Source organism: Bradyrhizobium sp. Ash2021 (assembly GCF_031202265.1).
Lineage (GTDB): Bacteria > Pseudomonadota > Alphaproteobacteria > Rhizobiales > Xanthobacteraceae > Bradyrhizobium.
Window position 1 is genome coordinate 3,701,827 of sequence record NZ_CP100604.1, and the last position, 14,931, is coordinate 3,716,757.

18 protein-coding genes are annotated in these 14,931 nt (G+C 62.2%); 8 read left to right on the plus strand and 10 right to left on the minus strand.

What is annotated here, in order from left to right:
- The first annotated feature begins 86 nt into the window (after window positions 1–86).
- Entirely contained in the window at window positions 87–479 is a 393-nt protein-coding gene (locus NL528_RS17485) for a hypothetical protein (RefSeq protein ID WP_309183937.1), read from the plus strand.
- A gap of 59 nt (window positions 480–538) precedes the next feature.
- Here the strand turns inward: NL528_RS17485 and NL528_RS17490 are convergent, their stop codons facing one another.
- Window positions 539–2,104 carry a hypothetical protein gene (locus NL528_RS17490; protein WP_309183938.1) on the minus strand — a complete coding sequence of 522 codons (1,566 nt, stop codon included), beginning with the start codon at window positions 2,102–2,104 and terminating at the stop codon, window positions 539–541.
- Between the two features lie 14 nt (window positions 2,105–2,118).
- Window positions 2,119–2,373, minus strand: coding sequence for a hypothetical protein (locus NL528_RS17495; protein ID WP_309183939.1), 255 nt, complete (start codon window positions 2,371–2,373; stop codon window positions 2,119–2,121).
- Window positions 2,374–2,682: 309 nt separating this feature from the next.
- Here NL528_RS17495 and pqqA point away from each other — a divergent pair, with 309 nt between their 5' ends.
- A complete protein-coding gene (gene pqqA / locus NL528_RS17500; protein ID WP_035721241.1) occupies window positions 2,683–2,763 on the plus strand; it encodes a pyrroloquinoline quinone precursor peptide PqqA in 81 nt (26 codons plus the stop codon).
- A gap of 113 nt (window positions 2,764–2,876) precedes the next feature.
- On the opposite strand, the gene NL528_RS17505 is transcribed toward pqqA, so the two are convergent.
- On the minus strand, window positions 2,877–3,185 hold the full coding sequence (locus NL528_RS17505; RefSeq protein ID WP_309183940.1) for an EthD family reductase: 309 nt from the start codon (window positions 3,183–3,185) through the stop codon (window positions 2,877–2,879).
- Between the two features lie 214 nt (window positions 3,186–3,399).
- On the opposite strand from NL528_RS17505, the gene NL528_RS17510 reads away from it, so the two are divergent.
- From NL528_RS17510 to NL528_RS17520, 3 genes are all read left to right on the plus strand, one after another.
- A protein-coding gene (locus tag NL528_RS17510) for an IS630 family transposase (RefSeq protein ID WP_309177575.1) occupies window positions 3,400–4,339 on the plus strand; the annotation gives its coding sequence in 2 pieces (ribosomal slippage) (window positions 3,400–3,738 and window positions 3,740–4,339; 939 coding nt in all).
- Between the two features lie 114 nt (window positions 4,340–4,453).
- On the plus strand, window positions 4,454–5,320 hold the full coding sequence (locus NL528_RS17515; protein ID WP_309183941.1) for a hypothetical protein: 867 nt from the start codon (window positions 4,454–4,456) through the stop codon (window positions 5,318–5,320).
- Between the two features lie 112 nt (window positions 5,321–5,432).
- Window positions 5,433–5,669: a hypothetical protein gene (locus NL528_RS17520; protein WP_309183942.1), complete on the plus strand. Its 237-nt coding sequence runs from the start codon at window positions 5,433–5,435 to the stop codon at window positions 5,667–5,669.
- A 46-nt stretch (window positions 5,670–5,715) separates the two neighbouring features.
- On the opposite strand, the gene NL528_RS17525 is transcribed toward NL528_RS17520, so the two are convergent.
- Genes NL528_RS17525 through NL528_RS17545 form a run of 5 tightly spaced genes read right to left on the minus strand, consistent with a single transcriptional unit; the run spans window position 5,716 to window position 9,353 of the window.
- A complete protein-coding gene (locus NL528_RS17525) occupies window positions 5,716–6,060 on the minus strand; it encodes a hypothetical protein (protein WP_309183943.1) in 345 nt (114 codons plus the stop codon).
- Window positions 6,061–6,094: 34 nt separating this feature from the next.
- Window positions 6,095–6,886, minus strand: coding sequence for a pentapeptide repeat-containing protein (locus NL528_RS17530; protein WP_309183945.1), 792 nt, complete (start codon window positions 6,884–6,886; stop codon window positions 6,095–6,097).
- Between the two features lie 47 nt (window positions 6,887–6,933).
- Window positions 6,934–7,662 carry an ATP-binding cassette domain-containing protein gene (locus NL528_RS17535; protein ID WP_309183947.1) on the minus strand — a complete coding sequence of 243 codons (729 nt, stop codon included), beginning with the start codon at window positions 7,660–7,662 and terminating at the stop codon, window positions 6,934–6,936.
- The gene (locus tag NL528_RS17540) at window positions 7,652–8,389 is read right to left on the minus strand and encodes an ABC transporter permease subunit (RefSeq protein ID WP_309183948.1); all 738 of its coding nucleotides are present in this window, start codon (window positions 8,387–8,389) and stop codon (window positions 7,652–7,654) included. Before NL528_RS17540 ends, NL528_RS17535 begins: the two co-directional genes overlap by 11 nt.
- 1 nt (window position 8,390) lies before the next feature.
- Window positions 8,391–9,353, minus strand: a complete 963-nt coding sequence (locus NL528_RS17545) for an ABC transporter substrate-binding protein (RefSeq protein WP_309184944.1) — start codon at window positions 9,351–9,353, stop codon at window positions 8,391–8,393.
- A 105-nt stretch (window positions 9,354–9,458) separates the two neighbouring features.
- Between NL528_RS17545 and NL528_RS17550 the strand changes: the two genes are divergently transcribed.
- The gene (locus NL528_RS17550; protein ID WP_309183949.1) at window positions 9,459–9,818 is read left to right on the plus strand and encodes a hypothetical protein; all 360 of its coding nucleotides are present in this window, start codon (window positions 9,459–9,461) and stop codon (window positions 9,816–9,818) included.
- Between the two features lie 148 nt (window positions 9,819–9,966).
- On the opposite strand, the gene NL528_RS17555 is transcribed toward NL528_RS17550, so the two are convergent.
- Complete coding sequence (locus NL528_RS17555; protein ID WP_309184945.1) at window positions 9,967–10,797, minus strand: quinoprotein dehydrogenase-associated SoxYZ-like carrier; 831 nt, start codon at window positions 10,795–10,797, stop codon at window positions 9,967–9,969.
- 56 nt (window positions 10,798–10,853) lie between these two features.
- Complete coding sequence (locus NL528_RS17560; protein WP_309183950.1) at window positions 10,854–11,780, minus strand: quinoprotein relay system zinc metallohydrolase 2; 927 nt, start codon at window positions 11,778–11,780, stop codon at window positions 10,854–10,856.
- 379 nt (window positions 11,781–12,159) lie between these two features.
- On the opposite strand from NL528_RS17560, the gene xoxF5 reads away from it, so the two are divergent.
- The gene (xoxF5, locus tag NL528_RS17565) at window positions 12,160–13,965 is read left to right on the plus strand and encodes a lanthanide-dependent methanol dehydrogenase XoxF5 (RefSeq protein WP_309183951.1); all 1,806 of its coding nucleotides are present in this window, start codon (window positions 12,160–12,162) and stop codon (window positions 13,963–13,965) included.
- A gap of 78 nt (window positions 13,966–14,043) precedes the next feature.
- Window positions 14,044–14,931 (plus strand): substrate-binding domain-containing protein, encoded by an 888-nt coding sequence (locus tag NL528_RS17570; protein ID WP_375144022.1) that lies wholly within the window; start codon window positions 14,044–14,046, stop codon window positions 14,929–14,931.

Genomic DNA, 14,931 nt, shown 5'->3' on the forward strand with positions numbered 1-14,931 from the left:
TATTTGGGTGGCTTATGGGCCTCGCGACTGATTCGCGGCACGAACATTGCTTTGTCTATCTCGCCGGAAAACCAGGAGCGAGGTGGATGAAGCACATCATCCTTTTTCTCAGTATTTTCGGCTACTTGAATACAAATGTTAGCGCCCGCGATCTCGGCCAATGGGACGCCGTCGATCCCTCACTGAAGCAATGGTACCAGGCGCTCATGCAGCCGGACGTTCCAAGTGCGTCATGCTGCGGCGAGGCCGATGCTTACTGGGCTGATGAGGTCCATGTCCGCGACGGCAAAACCTATGCGACCATCACCGATGATCGGCCCGATGAACCGCGCGGCCGGCCTCACATCGAGGCCGGAACGGAAATCGAAATCCCGAACAACAAGCTGAAATGGGATCGATCGAATCCAACCGGCCATGGCATCGTATTCCTGAGCCGCAACAGATACGTGTTTTGCTACGTTCAACCCGGCGGCGTCTGATCGGTCGCGTATCGCGCGCCGTGCCGAATTGATCCGGCGAGTTGACGGTACTCGCCGTTTTAACGGCGCGTGCGACAGGCAGCGTTGGCCGCGGCGGGAATGGCCAGGAAGGTGATGGTCGCCGGCGCGAATGTCAGCGGGCCGGCGGGCGTCCGATCACCGGTGATCTCCGGAAGATCATCCGTTGTGCTCAGCTCGAGCGCGTGGCCGTTCAGGCGCACGGTGCCGTCGTCCGGCGTTGCCGCATCCAGCGTGTAGCGCTCCGAAGCAGCGTCAAGCCTGAGCACGCGCGCTGCATCGCGGTCGGTGTTGATCACCAGCAGGCCGACACCATCAGGCGTGCCATGTTGGCAGTGCGCATAGACGTGAAGGCCGGCCTGGATCGGCACGCCGGACTCGAGCACGATCGGTCCCATCAGCCGCCGCCACAGCAGCGCGCCCCAGTAATTCGGCCGGGGCGCAAAATTTTTCTCGTCGAGCAGGCCGTAATCGCTGGCCGCGAGCGTGTTGTGCATCACGATTTGAACGCCGGCCTTCGCCAATCGTCCAAGCTGGTCGAGATATCTGAACGTATCGAGGAATGTGGCGGCGAGGCGATTGCCGCCGCAGGCGGCTTCCGCGGTCTCGGTCAACCAGATCGGCTTGCCCGGCTGGTAGCGGTCGCGAAGCCGGCGGTAGAAATTCAGCGTCTGGTCGGTTCGCGCCAGCCATTGTTCCGAAAGCGCACCATCCGAGGGGCGGGTGCCGGTGCATCGTTCGGACGACGCGCCATAGTGATGGTACGAGAAAACATCCAGGCCGAGCCCGGACGCCGCAAGCAGGCGTGCGGCCGCATCCGTCTCACCCGCCATGCCCGGGCCAAGGATCAGGATGTCAGACGCTTCACGCTTCATGAACGAACGGAATATCCTGAAGTCGCGTCCGTAGGCCGCTGCATCATTGCTGGCTGCCGCAACGCCCGGCGCAGCGACGTTCGGTTCGTTCATGAATTCTGCGGCCGCGATATGGCCTCCGACCGAGGCGGTATAGGCGAGAAGGCGGGACGCCTGATCTGGCGTCCATACGCCGGCCGCGTCGCGGGTGCCCGGGCTGACCGCGAACGACGTCACGATCGGTGCTCCGACGGCGTGCGAGAAGTCGATCACGCCGCGCCACTGCTGACGGGTCAGATCGCCGTTGAATCCAGCCGGCGGCGCCGATGGGACCGTGGCCGAATCCGCAAAATAGGTGGCGTTCGCCCAGGTTCCGCTGACACGCAGATAGGCCGGAGCCAGCGCGGCGGCGAGTTTTCGCAGCCGAGTGTTGGTCAGATCGATCGGTGCACGCTGCGCAAACAGGTCCGAGCCGGCTTCGAAACGATCCGGACCGTACGGCTTCCAGAATCTTCCGCCGGTCACTTCGACCATTTCGATGTTGTAGGATTGGAAACGTGCGTCGACCTCGCCGATACGGGTCATGCTTGCAGGTGTGACGGATGGTTCGCCGGCCAGAGTCGGCGAGCAGACAGGCGCGGTCAGCAACATCGAGATCAGGCCAGCCAGAACTTCAGCACCCGCTCGGCAAATCCTGCGCGCGCAAACTGGTTGCGTCGTCGCCGGCATCGTCCATTCATTGGCGCTGCGCATTGGCCGGTGCCCGTTCATCCCGTAGGAATAGGGGGACAGCCGCTCGACCGTGGCTTGGTTCCTCGCTTGTCGATCGGCACCTTGCAATTGTCGATCCGCTGCTCGTCCGTCCACTTCGGCCCGAGCCGCTCCTTGCCGGTCAGCGTTTCCTGCTGGACGGTCGCGTTCGGTGCAGGCTGGTCAGGCGATCGCGCATTCTGGGCGACCGCGGACCATGTGAGACAGATGGCGAAGATGAAGACGATCGATGTTCCGTATGGGAATCGCATGGTGGCCTCGCAAAATCTCGACGCTGTGACACAGCGCGAATGGAGAATCGCGCGATCGAACACCGCCTGGATTTCTCTTTCCACCCGAAACCCGCGTTCGACCGGCGATTGCGGCAATCATATCCTGTCGCGCTTTGTCCGAGCGAAATTTGTCCAAGAGCGAAATGGTTTTGTCCAAGAGAGAAGTATCGGCTCTCAAAGGTGCTTGGCCTGCGCTGTTCCGTACTTGCGCTGTTTCCGAGGCCGCCCTAGGTTCAACCTCGGCGCGACATCGCGCCAAACTACTTGCAAGCTAGTTGGGAGATCGGAATGACCTGGAAAACTCCGAAGATTGTCGAAGTGCCGGTGGGCATGGAAATCAACATGTACGCCTGCGCCGCACGCAAATAGTCTGCATTCGAAACGATCTGCCCGGCTCCGGCGGCAATCCGCCGCTCGGAGTCGGGCAGGCGTCCGGCCCACGGGCGCATTACACCCACGGCCTCAGCACAGCGGCAAAGCCTTCACACTTCCTTTGAATCGTACAGATAGAGATCCACCCCGCCGGTTGCGAAGTTGGGGAGATCGGCGGCTGCGGCCTGTCCCTGCGGCGACGCCATGCCGGCGGCGAGCGCATCCAACGAGTCGAAATTCAGCTCCGCGGCCAGGTGAACTCCGCTCGGGCCGGCCGGCGTTCTGACCACACCCGTACTGACGTCGTATCGCTTCAGGCCAGGAATTTGCTTCGCAAGCGGAATATGAATCGCGGCGTAGTATTTGTCGAAAGCTGCAGGATCCGTCGGCGTTTTATACAGCACGAGAACTTTTGCCATTTGGTCTCTTCTCCCAATTGTTATTGCTGGGCGGCCGGGTCGAAGGCCAGGTCCAAGGTTTAAGTCCTCGCATTGCAGCCGATCTGAACGCCGCGATCAAGCGTTCCGATCGCTAGAGCGGTTTTCGGTTGATGTGAATCGGAACAGTAAGGGGGTTCCCAAAGGCGCGCAAATCAGATTCGGGTTGCTTTGACAGCAACAGTGAGGTCGCGCGATGGCGAAGGGATACTCGAAGGACCTCAGGTCGCGGGCGGTCGCGCTTGTCGAAGACGGCGAGAGCAGACGGGAGGCGGCGCGGGTGCTCGGTCTCGGCGCCTCGACCGCAATCCGCTGGATCGAGCGCTGGGCGACAACGGGCAGTGTAGCGGCATTGCCCGGCACGGGCCACAGTCGCTCGCCGCTCGAGGCGCATCGCCAATGGCTGCTTGATCTGGTCGCAGCGGAGCCGGACTTGACGCTCGAAGAGATTCGCGCTCGGCTCAAGTCCGAGAGGCGGCTGAAAACCGGTACGACCTCGGTCTGGCGTTTCTACGAACGCCATGACATCACGTTCAAAAAAAACTCTGCACGCCGCCGAACAGGATCGTCCTGATGTCGCTGCAGCGCGTGCCGAGCTGAAGCTCGAGCAATCCAAGCTTGACGCGCCGCGCCTCGTCTTCATCGACGAGACGGCGGTTACGACCAAGATGGTCCGGCACCGCGGCCGCTCACCACGTGGTGAGCGTCTCGTTGCGAGCGTGCCGCACGGCCACTGGAAGACGCTGACGCTCATTGCCGCGCTACGCATCAATGGCCTGACGGCGCCTTATGTCATTGACGGCGCCATGGATGGGCCATCGTTCCTCGCTTACGTTGAGCAGATCCTCGCGCCGACGCTGCGCAAAGGCGATATCGTCTTCATGGATAACCTGCGCACCCACAAGATCGACGGCGTTCGCCATGCGGTCGAAGCGGTCGGCGCCAAAGTGCGCTATTTGCCGGCCTACTCGCCGGATCTCAATCCGATCGAAATGGCATTCTCGAAGCTGAAGACGGCGCTGCGCAAGGGTGCCGCTCGCACCGTAACAACGCTGATGAAGCTGATCGGCAAGCTCATCAAGACATTTGCACCCGAGCAATGCGCGAACTACTTTCGACATGCCGGATACGCGTAGTGACCCACATCAAGTGGAAACCGCTCTAGCCGCCGGTTCTGGCCTTGTGATAGGGTGAGGTGTCGGCAGCGGTGCTGTCTCCTTCCATTCATCCCAATGGCTTTCGGAATGTGAATGCCCATCAGTGCAAAGACGTTCCGGGCCGCGACGGTGTGCCTCTCGGCGTTGCTCGCCGGCGGCGTTCGTGCCGAAGGAATCGATACCGAGCATCTGTTCGGATTTATGATCGGCACCGACGTCGGCACCGTCGGCGAACGCGAATTCCAGAGCGAGACCACCGGACGATTTGCCAAGAACGGCGGCAACTATCGCGCGGTCGGCGAGCAACTCGAACTGGAATTCCTGCCCGCCAACAATTTTCGCGTCGAGATGGGAACCAGCTTTGCGGCGCACGACATCAATGGCGTGATGGGTTTTGACGATCGCCGCGAATTATCCTGGCAGGGCGTTTCCGTCGACTTCCGCTACCGGTTTCTCGACAAGGACGCAGCACCCTTCGGCCTCACCCTTGCGATGGAAACCCACGCCGACCGCGTCGACGAGACGACCGCTGCGGTGGTGCGGAATTACGGAACGGACTTTACGCTGGCGATCGACCGGGAGGTGATTCCAAACGTGGCGGTCGCCGCACTCAATCTGACCTATCAGCCGGAATGGACCCGCTTGGCCGGCACCGGCGCGGCGGAGCAGGAATCCACCGTGGGCGCCGCGTTCGGTCTGATGGCGCAAGTACGTCCGGGCATTTTTCTCGGAGGAGAGGCGCGATACTTCCGAAGATACGAGGGGATTGGCCTGGAACAACTCGCAGGCCAGGCGCTGTTTATCGGCCCGACCGCTTATTTCCAACTGTCGCCGCGCTCGCGGCTGACCGCCACCTGGGGCATTCAGGCCTGGGGACATCAGGCCGGATCGAACGCGGCGCTGGATCTCGTCAATTTCGAACGCCACCAGGCGCGGCTGGTATTCGGCGTCAATTTCTAGCGCTGATGGCCACAAGGGTGCGGCCCGGCATCCGGATTTTCAAGGTGGCGTGAAACTTACCGCCCCCGAATACGTCTCTCTCTGTGATATGGACGATTTAGGGATGTCAGGCATGAATCCGATCGATCTGATCGTAACGGTATGCGCCGTGCTGTCACCGGCCACCTGCGAAGAGACCCATCTGGTGTTCAACTGGGGCGGTTCGTTGCAACAATGCGTGATGGCGGCGCCGCCCTATATTGCCCAATGGGTCGGCGAGCATCCAAAGTGGAACGCGGTCAAATGGCGCTGCGAGTATCCGCACACCAACGACAAGGCGGATGCAGGCAAGGCGACGCCTGCGGGCTGAATCCTGACGTGACGGCGTGAGCCGCGGAGATGATCGCTGCAAGGCACTACTTCTTGCAGTCCTTCAAATCCTTGTCCGCGATCGAAAACACCGCATCCGCCTTGATCTCGATATCGCGCACAAAGCATTGCTTTGAGCCGGCATAGCTGACCTTGGCATCGTAGCGTCCGGGTTCCACGCCGGTGATGCGCAGGCGCTCGTCGTGATCGACCTCCTTGTCCTTGTCGTTCAGGGTCTGGTTCGGCCCCCAGTCATTCTTGCCGGCGGGTGAAAGCTGAAAACCGGAAATGGTCGCGGTGGTTAGGTTCCACAATCGGATGCCTTTGCCCTGCGCGGCAAGTTCGTCGGCACTCGCCAACAACAGCGCGATCGAAACCAGAATCCATCGCATCAGGTAATCCTCCTAAGTGGAACGCTTGGAATCGTCACTCTTTTATCAGACGGTCGCGATTTTTTGCCTTGTCGAAATTTTTTGCCTGGCCGAGGCCAATCGGGGCGACCAACTTCACTGAAACGAGATCGGCGCCGTCGAAGTCGGTGTCGATGACCGTGACACCGGTCAAGTCGGCTCCCCCAAGCTGGGCGCTCTTGAGAGATGCACCGGTGAGGTCGGCGCCCTTCAGGGAGGCAAATTCGAGATCGACGCGAGACAGGTCAGCGCCGCGGGCGTTCAGCCGCTCCAGATTGGCGGATTTCAGAACCGCGCGCATGAGGCCCATCGACTGGTTGCGCATGTCGGCGCCCAAATTCGCGCCCGCGATCGAGGCTCCGACGAGACTTGCGCCGGTAAGGTCGGCCGCAACGCGTGCTCCCGACAGATCGGCGCCGTCGAGGCGGGCGCGAGCCATCTGCGAGGCGAACAGATTGGCGCCCTTCAGGCTCGCGCCCGTCAGGTCCGCGTCGAGCAGCCATGCCTGGTCGAGCACCGCGCGATCGAGTCTCGCGCCGGCGAGCCTCGTCTTGTTGAGCCGTGCCGCGCGAAAAATCGCGCCGGACAAATTGAGCCCGGAAAGGTCGAGGCCGGACAATCGCTTTCCGGTGAAATCGGCGGGCGCGGCGATGGTCGCCGCAGCAAGCGCGGCCTCGACCTCGCCGCGGGTGATCTCGGCCGAAACCATATCAGGCGACAACAGGTCAATGTCACGCATCATGTCCTGCGCCGTCGCCGCAGTGACAAGACCAAGGGCGAGCGCTGCGGTCGAGATCGTGCGTTTCATCGTCAACTCCGCCGATAGTGTATTTTAGCACGCGCCTCAATCGCTGCCTATGAGGCATCTCGCTCGATGCGATCGCCATTGATCCGCCGGGCGATGTCGATCTTGATCGCAGCGATCTCGGCGTCTCCCCGCGCGTTGCGCGGTGTGTGGATTGACACGTCGGCGAGAATCCGTGCCGGCCGCGCCGACAGGAAGAACAGGCGGTCGCCGAGGCGCACCGCATCGTCCAGATTGTGGGTGACCAGGAGCGTCATCACGGGACGGCTTCCGACCAGTATGGCAATCTGTTCGCGCAGCCGCGCGGCAAGCGCCTCGTCCAGCGAGGCCAGCGGTTCGTCGAGAATCAGGAAATCCGGATCGATCGCGAACGCGCGGGCGAGTGCCACGCGGCGGGCGAGGCCGAGCGACAATTCGCCCGGGAAATGGCGGCGATGCGCGTTCAATTCGAGAATGGTGAACAGCGCCGAAAGCTTCGCATCATCGGCGTGCGGGGCGACGAGCCGCACATTTTCCTCGACCGATCGCCAGGGCAGTAATCGCGGCTCCTGGAACACTATGCCGAGCCGTGCGCCGGCCGGCCGCGACACGCGCCCGCTGAAGTCATGATCGAGGCCGGCGAGAATTTTGAGCATCGTGCTCTTGCCGCAGCCGGACGGGCCGACGAATACGCCGACTTCTCGGGGGCCGAGCGTAAAGCTGATACCGGCGAGCACGTGCTGGCGCCCGCCCGCCGCGTTCTCATACGTCTTGCTTTCGATATCGACCTCAAGCTGCACGGGGGCGCCACCGGGATAAACGGGCTTCAAATGGCTGCACCAGCGCGGTTTCGATGATGAGAACGACGGCGGCAAAACTCAAGGAATAGGCGAGCAGAAGCGGGATGTCGAACAACTGGAAGGCGACGCCGATCTCGAAGCCGACGCCGTTGGGGCGGCCGAGCAATTCCGCGACCAGCACGATCTTCCAGACCAGCGACAATCCTGATCGCGCGGCGGCCGCGATATAGGGCGCAAGTTGCGGCAGGACCACGTGCCGAAACGCGCGCCAGCGCGGGATCGCAAACACCGTGGCCATTTCGTCGAGCGCCGCATCGAGCGCGCGGGTTCCCTCGCGCAGGGTGACGACGGCGGTCGGAAGCTTGTTGATGGCGATGGCCGCGATCGCGGCCACTTCCGTCAGCCCCGCCCAGATATAAGCGAGCACGATGACGACGAGCGCCGGCAAATTGAGCAGCAGGATCAGCCAGGGATCGCCCAGCCGGTTGGCCAGCCGCACCCGGCCCATCAAATAGCCGATGGCCGAACCGATCGACATTGCGAGCGTGAAGGCAAGCGCAACGCGCGCCAGCGTGACGCCGAGATTGAGGAACAGCGCGCCGGAACGCGCCTCCGTCATCATCGCCGCGAGCACGACGGGCGGCGGCGGCAGCTTCTCGGGCCCGGCGAGCAGCGCTGCGATCCACCAGGTCGCCAGGAACACGATGAAGGACAGCAGACGCAGCACCTCAGTCTCCGGCGATTGCGTGGAAGAAGGTGCCGGGCTCGAGCTCCGGCGCCGGCCCGACCAGTTCGCGGCCGCCGATCCCTGTCAGCACACGATAGAGGATACGCGCGTCGGCCTCCTCGTCGGCGATCGGGCGGCGCGGGATTCCTTCCCGGTAACGATCGCGATAGACGCGCAGCGTCGCGGCATCGGAGGTACCCGTCAGCGGCGCGATCTTCTCCCACTCCGCATCCGAGGTCGACAAGATCTCCTTTGCCTTGCGGGTCATCGCGATGAAGCGCGCGACCACATCGCGGTTGGCGTTGCCCCAGCCTTCGTCGAAGACGTAGCCCACCATCGCGATACGGCCCTTGGCGCCCAGCTTCGGCAGAATGTCCTCGATGCCGGCGACGCGGCGAAAACCTTTGGCTTCCAGTGCGGCGCAGAAATTCCAGTAATTGATGGTGGCGTCCATTTCGCCGCCGAGCATCTTTGCCGTCAAAAGCGGCGGCGCGCCGTAGACGATCGTCGCTTCCGACTTCAGGTCGATGCCGTCCTGCTTCAGCCGGGCCTGCAGCAGCAGCCAGCTCTTGTCGATCGGGCCGCCGGCAACCGCGAGCTTGCGGCCTTTCAAACCGGCCAAAGTCCGGATCGGGGAGGCGTCCGGCACCATCACGGCACCGAGCGCGCTCGAATAAGGATAGAATGTCAGTTTGGCGCCAAGCGCGCGTTCGCGCGACACCCACAGCCAGTCGGACACCATCATATCGGCATTCCCGGCACGCAGCGCGATCTTGCCGGCCTCCGCGCTCGCCAGTTCGGTCACTTCGATCGACAGATCGGCCTGCTTGTCGAGATCGTGCGCGCGGATAACCGCCAGTTCCCACGCAAATGTTCCGGTTTTCTGCACGGCGAGACGGATCGTCTCCGCTCCGTAACAGCTGGCCGCTTGCGCGACAGCGAAAACGGCTGCGGCCAGCAGCATGCGAACAAAGAATTTCATTTTCGGTCGGGCCGTTTCCTCAGGTCATGTTCTTTTCAGCATGGCAGTCATAGCATAGCTTCCGCAAGAAGCAGCGGGAGGATGGCCATGAGATTTGCCGGATCGGTACGACCTATTGTCGCCGCAGTCGCAGCCCTTGCGGCGACGGCGGGGATCGCGGGCGCCGAGGATTTCAACGACTATCCGACCTCGGCGCGCGCCGAATACGTGTTCGGCTGCCTGAAAGCCAACGGCGAAACGCGGCAGGCGATCGAGCAATGCTCCTGTTCGATCGATGTCATTGCATCGCTGGTGCCCTATGACCGGTATGTCACGGCCGAAACCGTCCTGAGCATGTCGCAGGTCAGGGGTAATCTCGGCGGACAATTCCGCTCCTCCGAACAGGCGGCCAACGCGCTCAACGATCTCCGGCGCGCGCAGGCGGAGGCGGAGGTGAGATGTTTTTGAGACTTGACTCCGCTTTCCGTCATGGCCGGGCCATAGCCGTCCGAAGGACGGCGTCGCTTCCGCTCGCCTATGCCCGGCCATCCACGTCTTTTCTTGCGGAAGGACTGCAAAGGCGTGGATGCCCGGGACAAGCCCGGGCATGACGAGCTCAAATCCCCGAATCGTCGATCTTCCATTCGTGCTCGAACAAATGGCCGTCGGTGTCCTTGGCCTCGGCACGGAAACGCTTGGCACCGTTGGAAACATAGGTGAAGCGAATATTGGGGTCTTCCGAAATCGAAATGCCGCCTTCCATCGCCAATACCAGACTATCATCCTGCGTCAGCCGCAATTCGTTGACGAAGAAGGGCGGAACATAAAGCTGCGTGACCTGGTCCATCTGCAGGCCGGAATTATTGGGATGGCCGATCATGATCTGGGCGTCGCGGGCACCGCTGGCCGGACCCTGGCCGGCCTTGGCGAATTGCCGGTATCGCATCTGGCCGAGCCTCGCCTTGGCTTCATCGGCATTCTTGACGGCGGGCGCCGAACAACCGCCGGAGGCCTTGACGTAGGTCTTGGTGACGTAGAGCTTGCCGTCGCTGAGCTCGGCCACCGCATGAACATCAGTATAATTGTTGACGCGCACGCGGGTCGAGATTTCCGAGACATTGGCGTCCGGCCCGAGTTCGAACTTCGCCGCCATCGGCGCCGGATTCTGGTCGATCACCAGCGTGATCGTCTTGACGCGTCGGGTATCGCCGGGCGAAAGTTTTGTGCGCAGGGTCACCGGGACGATCGCCGCATCCTCGGCGCGGTAGGGCATCTCGATCGAGATCACCTCGGTGCCGTCGTTCATCGGACGGTTGTTGAAGATGTCCTGGACCAGGCCGGGCCACGGATCATAGGCATCGGCGGTTGCCGCAGGTGCTGCGCGCGCGCCGAACGCGGCGCTCAAAACGCCGGCAATGCAGAGCAGACGGAAATGAGTTCCGAACATGGTCCGCGTCCTCGCGAGGATCGAAGCAACGATATCAACATAGGGCATCGCGGCGGCTATTCCCATTCAATTTCCGAAAATGCTGCGGTCGCGTTACGCGCGTTGTAATCTTCGAACAATTGCCAGCGCGGTCGTTCGGAGGCGGCAGCGGTATCGGCGGCGACCGTGATCGGCGCGCCGCGGGCGACCAGCGCGCGAACATCGGAGGCCAGCGTGTCGAGGTAGCGGCGTTCGTCAGCGAGCGCCGCCGGCCATTCGCTCACGGCTCCGTGACCGGGAACCACGCGTTGCGCGGGCAGGGCGGCGAGTTGGTCCATCGCGCCGAGCCAGCCGCGAATACTGCCGTCCATCACCGGGACATGGGTGAGGAACACGAGATCGCCCGCAAACAGCGTTTTGCTTTCTTCGTCGAGCACGGTGAGATCGCTGTCACTGTGGGCAACCGGCCACGCCTTCAAGGTCAGGGTTCGCGCGCCGAGATCGAGTGTGATGGTGTCATCGACCAGCAGCGTCGGCGGCACGAGGCGGACCTCGTCGATCAGTTGCTCGCCCATGATGCGGCGAAACGCATCGATATAGAATTGCCCGCGTGCGGCCAGCGCCCGGGGCAGGTTCCGGTGACCGACAAACACCGTGCCATCGTGCACGAAGGCCGCGTTGCCGAAGACGTGATCGGGATGGCCGTGGGTGTTGATGACGTATCGGATCGGCTTGTCGGTGCGGCCGCGGATCGCTGCCAATAGTTCGCGCCCTTCGCGAACGCTGCCGCCGCTATCGATCACCGCCACCGCGCTCGCGCCAATGATGAAGCCGACATTGGCTATCGCGCCGTCGTTCTCGCGCGTCATCAGCGCGGTCTGGCCGTCATGCACGAACACGCCGGCGGCGATTTCATGGACGGCGAGTTCTTGTTGCTGTGCAAACGAGAGTGTCGATGCGCCGAGCAGGGCGAGCGCAGCAAGTATCGAAAGGCGGCGAACCATTACACTCCTGCCTCCGTCTCGCCACGAAGCGACAGCTTCTTGTTCCATCGCCGAGGCTGGTGTGCGTCGCAGCACGCAAGCGAACCATTGCCAAGCGAACCATTGCAAGGACTATTCCTGTTGCACGCTCCAATCGGGAAGCATAGCTTTTTGATGGTCCCCGGCTTCTGCTCGACTTCGGTTCATTGAGAGCGCCGATATCCATTGGAAGCTGGCCAAATTGACCAGGCGAAAGTGCAATCGCTTTCGCTTACGAGCAAGCGCGTTTCTCTCTTGGGCAAGTTTCCCATTGCCGGACGGGATAGGGATAGGAACGAATAATGGAAGGCTGGGCCGCTTCGGCGGGAAAACCCAAAGCTCAAACTGGGAGGATTTGACGATGCGCAAGGTGCTATTTGCGACCGGTCTTGGCGCGATGGCGGCGTTCGCCGCAGGAAGCGCTACAGCCAACGAAGAACTCAACAAGATGTCGCAGGACCCCAAGGGCTGGGTCATGCCGACGGGTGACTACGCCAATACGCGCTACTCCAAGCTCAACCAGATCAACGCGGCCAATGTCGGCAAGCTGCAGGTCGCCTGGACCTTCTCCACCGGCGTGCTGCGCGGCCACGAAGGCGGACCGCTGATCATCGGTAACATGATGTACGTCCACACCCCGTTCCCCAACAAGGTCTATGCTCTTGACCTTTCCAAGGACAACCAGATCGTCTGGAAGTACGAACCCAAGCAGGATCCGAACGTCATCCCGGTGATGTGCTGCGACACGGTCAACCGTGGCGTTGCCTATGGCGACGGCAAGATCTTCCTGCATCAGGCCGACACCACGCTGGTTGCGCTGGATGCCAAGACCGGCCAGGTCGTATGGACCGCCAAGAACGGCGATCCCAGCAAGGGCGAGACCGGAACCTCGGCGCCGATGGTGGTCAAGGACAAGGTGCTGGTCGGGATTTCCGGCGGTGAGTTCGGCGTCCAGGCGCACATGACCGCCTATGACATCAAGACCGGCAAGCAGGTCTGGCGGGCGTTCTCGGAAGGACCGGATGACCAGATCCTGGTCGACCCCGAGAAGACTACCGCACTCGGCAAGCCGGTCGGCAAGGATTCCAGCCTGAAGACCTGGCAAGGCGATCAGTGGAAGATCGGCGGCGGCGCCACCTGGGGCTGGACCTCCTACGATCCCGCGCTCAACCTGGTCTATTACGGATCGGGCAATCCCTCGACCTGGAATCCGAAACAGCGTCCCGGCGACAACAAATGGTCGATGACGATCTGGGCGCGTAATCCGGATACCGGCATGGCCAAGTGGGTCTATCAGATGACGCCCCACGACGAATGGGATTATGACGGCGTCAACGAGATGATCCTGAGCGATCAGGCGGTCGGCGGCGCCCCGCGCAAGCTGCTGACGCATTTCGATCGTAACGGCCTCGGCTATACGCTCGACCGCGCCACCGGCGAATTGCTGGTTGCCGACAAGTACGATCCGAAGGTCAACTGGACCTCCGGCGTCGACATGGACAAGAACTCGCCGACCTATGGCCGTCCGAAGGTTGTCGATGCGTACTCGACCGACAAGCAGGGCGAGGACCACAACAACAAGGGTATCTGCCCGGCCGCGCTCGGCTCCAAGGACGAGCAGCCGGCAGCCTACTCTCCGGACACGCAGCTGTTCTACGTGCCGACCAACCACGTCTGCATGGACTATGAGCCGTTCAAGGTGAGCTACACCGCCGGCCAGCCCTATGTCGGGGCGACGCTGTCGATGTATCCGCCTCCCGGCGAAACCAACATGGGCAACTTCATTGCCTGGGATGGCAAGACCGGCAAGATCGCGTGGTCGAACAAGGAGCAGTTCTCGGTCTGGTCGGGAGCACTCGCGACCGCCGGTGGCGTGGTGTTCTACGGCACGCTGGAAGGCTACCTGAAGGCGGTCGATGCCAAGACGGGCAAGGAACTGTACAAGTTCAAGACCCCGTCGGGGATCATCGGCAACGTCACGACCTATGAGCAGGGCGGACGGCAGTATGTGGCCGTGCTGTCCGGCGTCGGCGGCTGGGCGGGCATTGGGCTAGCGGCCGGTCTGACCGATCCGACCGCGGGCCTCGGTGCCGTCGGTGGTTATGCTGCGCTGAGCAACTACACCGCGCTCGGCGGAGCCCTGACGGTGTTCGCACTGCCGAAGTAAACCGAGCTAACCTCGTTCCGGCGCATGGGTGGTTTCCCATGCGCCGGTTCGTTTCCATCTGACATCGAGGACAGGCTCTTGCGTCAAAATACCGGACTCCATCGCGCGCTGCTGGTTTCGCTTCTCGCGATCGCCGCAACGCTTGTCAGCCGGGACATCTGCCGCGCGCAGACCAGCGAAAGCGGCGATCTCTCGATCGAACTGGTCGATCCCAAGGTGTTGCGCGTCTGTGCCGACCCGCGCAATTTGCCGTTCTCGAACGAGAAGGGCGAAGGCTTCGAGAACAAGCTCGCCGAATTTTTCGCCGAGAAGCTTCAGAAGAAGCTCGACTACATGTACTTCCCGCAGGCGACCGGTTTCGTCCGGATGACGCTTGGCTCGCATCGTTGCGACGTCATCATGGGTTTTCCGCAAGGCAACGATCTCGCCCAGGGCACCAACCCCTATTACCGCACGGCCTACGCGCTGGTCGTCAAGCAACGCAGCGGCCTTGAGGATGTCGCGACGCTGGAAGACGAGCGGCTGAAAGGCAAGCATATCGGCATCGTTGCCGGCACGCCGCCCGCCACCAACATGGCGGTCAACGGTTTGATGATGAATGCCAAGCCCTATCCGCTGATGATCGACACCCGCTTCGATTCGTCGGCGGAGGCCATGATCGGCGATCTCCAGAAGGGCGAGATCGACGCCGCCGTGCTGTGGGGGCCGATGGCGGGCTTCTATGCCAAGAACGCCAGCCCCGCGCTCCATGTCACGCCGCTGGTCAAGGAAACCACCGGACCCAAGCTCGCCTATCGCATCGGCATGGGCGTGCGGCCGGCCGACCAGAACTGGAAACGGCAACTCAATCGTTTGATCCAGGAGAACCAGCCGGCCATCAACAAGATATTGCTCGATTTCGGCGTTCCCTTGCTCGACGAGAATGACAGGCCGATCGGCGCGGAGACCGCAACGAAGTCGCCATGA

What these genes read in the sequence shown, in the direction of transcription:
- NL528_RS17485 (WP_309183937.1), top strand. Translation starts at nt 87, where the DNA reads ATGAAGCACATCATCCTTTTTCTCAGTATTTTCGGCTACTTGAATACA.
- NL528_RS17490 (WP_309183938.1), bottom strand. Translation starts at nt 2,104, where the DNA reads ATGCGCAGCGCCAATGAATGGACGATGCCGGCGACGACGCAACCAGTT.
- NL528_RS17495 (WP_309183939.1), bottom strand. Translation starts at nt 2,373, where the DNA reads ATGCGATTCCCATACGGAACATCGATCGTCTTCATCTTCGCCATCTGT.
- pqqA (WP_035721241.1), top strand. Translation starts at nt 2,683, where the DNA reads ATGACCTGGAAAACTCCGAAGATTGTCGAAGTGCCGGTGGGCATGGAA.
- NL528_RS17505 (WP_309183940.1), bottom strand. Translation starts at nt 3,185, where the DNA reads ATGGCAAAAGTTCTCGTGCTGTATAAAACGCCGACGGATCCTGCAGCT.
- NL528_RS17515 (WP_309183941.1), top strand. Translation starts at nt 4,454, where the DNA reads ATGCCCATCAGTGCAAAGACGTTCCGGGCCGCGACGGTGTGCCTCTCG.
- NL528_RS17520 (WP_309183942.1), top strand. Translation starts at nt 5,433, where the DNA reads ATGAATCCGATCGATCTGATCGTAACGGTATGCGCCGTGCTGTCACCG.
- NL528_RS17525 (WP_309183943.1), bottom strand. Translation starts at nt 6,060, where the DNA reads ATGCGATGGATTCTGGTTTCGATCGCGCTGTTGTTGGCGAGTGCCGAC.
- NL528_RS17530 (WP_309183945.1), bottom strand. Translation starts at nt 6,886, where the DNA reads ATGAAACGCACGATCTCGACCGCAGCGCTCGCCCTTGGTCTTGTCACT.
- NL528_RS17545 (WP_309184944.1), bottom strand. Translation starts at nt 9,353, where the DNA reads ATGCTGCTGGCCGCAGCCGTTTTCGCTGTCGCGCAAGCGGCCAGCTGT.
- NL528_RS17550 (WP_309183949.1), top strand. Translation starts at nt 9,459, where the DNA reads ATGAGATTTGCCGGATCGGTACGACCTATTGTCGCCGCAGTCGCAGCC.
- NL528_RS17555 (WP_309184945.1), bottom strand. Translation starts at nt 10,797, where the DNA reads ATGTTCGGAACTCATTTCCGTCTGCTCTGCATTGCCGGCGTTTTGAGC.
- NL528_RS17560 (WP_309183950.1), bottom strand. Translation starts at nt 11,780, where the DNA reads ATGGTTCGCCGCCTTTCGATACTTGCTGCGCTCGCCCTGCTCGGCGCA.
- xoxF5 (WP_309183951.1), top strand. Translation starts at nt 12,160, where the DNA reads ATGCGCAAGGTGCTATTTGCGACCGGTCTTGGCGCGATGGCGGCGTTC.